Raw genomic sequence first — 1971 nt, 5'->3', positions numbered from 1 at the left:
TTCTTTTCCTGTTCCATTTCTACATAGCTGCGGCCTAAATTATAATGAGCTTCGGCATCTTTGGGGTTTTTAGCAATTAAAGCCAATAATGCTTTTTCAGCTTTGGCATAATCTTCCTGGTGGTAATAACTCATGGCAATTACTTTTTCAGCATTGGCGCAGTTGGTACATTTTTGTGCAAACGAAACTGCTTTGGCATATTGCCTGTAAGTAAAATATAAATTCATCAGCTCATTTATGGGGGCATTATTAGCCGGCTCCAGTTCATTTGCTTTTGTAAAATTGGCAATGGCAGCATCGTTTTTACGCATCTCCAGGTTTACATAACCGTTTTCAACATAAGCAGCCGTATTTGCCGGGTTAAGCTTGATGGCTTTATCAAAATTTTTTGATGCCACTAAATACCGTTTAGCCGTTTTTTCTTCTATTCCTTTTTGAAAATAAAAAACCGAACTGTCGGTTTGAGAAAACGACGTTGCTGAAAGTAAAATTAAAATTGCAGTGAGAGAGTTTTTCATAGTATTGTTTGTGCAAAAATTATTCCGTTATTTAAGTATTACTGCTGCTAACGCAGGAAGATGAACATTTATTTCATAGAGTTCAGTCTTTTTATCAACCAAATGCAAACCAATATCGGGGTTGTGCACATCGCCTGTTCCCCAATACTTTTTACTGTCGCTGTTAAAAATTTCTTTCCACTCTGTTTTACCATAAACATTAATTTTCCAGTTGTGGCGTACCACCGGGGTCATGTTTAAAATTATCAGCACATCATCTTTTTTCTTTTTGCCTTTACGGCGGTACACAATTACAGACTCATCCCTGTGATTTAAATCAACCCACTCAAAACCTTCGCTGTCAAATTGCAATTCATGCAAAGCCTTTTCATCTTTATATAAATGGCAAAGATCTTTTACGCATTCCTTCATCATGCTGTGGCAATCATACTGCAGCAGTTCCCAGCTTAATTCACTTTTATAATTCCATTCGGTAGTTTGTGCAAACTCGTTACCCATAAATAACAGCTTTGTGCCGGGGTGCGTAAACATGTAAGCATATAACAAACGCAGGTTGGCAAATTTCTGCCATTCATCTCCCGGCATTTTATAGATCATGGGGCTTTTTCCATGCACAACCTCATCGTGGCTTAGCGGCAGCATAAAATTTTCATCCTGAAAATAAGCCATGCTGAAACTAAATTTATTTTGATTGGCTCCCCTGAACAAAGGATCCATCTTAAAATAATCCAGTGTGTCATGCATCCATCCCATCATCCATTTCATTCCAAAACCTAATCCGCCTTCGGTGGTGGGCTTACTAATTTTGGGCCAGTCGGTAGCTTCTTCGGCAATGGTTTGCACATCCGGAAAATCCCGGTAAATAGTTTCGTTCAAATGTTTTACAAATTCAATAGCTTCTAAATTTCCGTTGCTGCCATAAATATTGGGTTCCCACTCGCCTTCTTTTCTTGAATAATCTAAACGCAGAATCGAACTTACCGCATCAACTCTTATTCCGTCAATATGAAATTTATCGAACCAATACCTTGCATTACTGATTAAAAAAGATTTTACTTCTCCCCTGCTGTAGTTAAAAATATAACTGTTCCAGTCGGGATGAAAACCTTTACGCATATCTGCATACTCGTACGTATGTGTGCCATCAAACATAAACAAGCCATGTGCATCGTAAGGAAAATGCGAAGGCACCCAATCCAGCACCACTCCAATATCGTTTTGGTGAAAGGCATCAATCATGGCCATAAAATCTTCGGGTGTACCAAAACGTGATGTGGGTGCAAAATAACCCGTGCCCTGGTAACCCCAGCTGCCATCAAACGGATGTTCCATCACCGGCATTAACTCTACATGCGTAAAACCCATTTCTTTTACATAAGGCACTAACCGCTCAGTAATTTGTGCATAGCTGTTTAAACTTTCTTCATCATTTTTTACAGGCCGCATCCAGCTG

The 1971-nt window shown here is 39.2% G+C and carries 2 protein-coding genes; both read right to left on the bottom strand.

The window, feature by feature from the left end; all coding sequences use genetic code 11:
• Positions 1 to 518 (bottom strand): tetratricopeptide repeat protein (locus tag ACY65O_RS20970; RefSeq protein ID WP_462222815.1); only part of this gene is annotated, 518 nt, incomplete at its 3' end.
• Positions 519 to 545: 27 nt separating this feature from the next.
• Positions 546 to 1971 (bottom strand): 1,4-alpha-glucan branching protein GlgB (glgB, locus tag ACY65O_RS20965; RefSeq protein ID WP_462222814.1); only part of this gene is annotated, 1426 nt, incomplete at its 5' end.

Origin of the sequence: Ferruginibacter sp. (genome assembly GCF_031430955.1) — a bacterium.
Classification (GTDB): Bacteria; Bacteroidota; Bacteroidia; order Chitinophagales; family Chitinophagaceae; genus Ferruginibacter.
The sequence above is the reverse complement of the archived record's forward strand: the minus strand, read 5'-3'. Positions and strand labels throughout refer to the sequence as shown.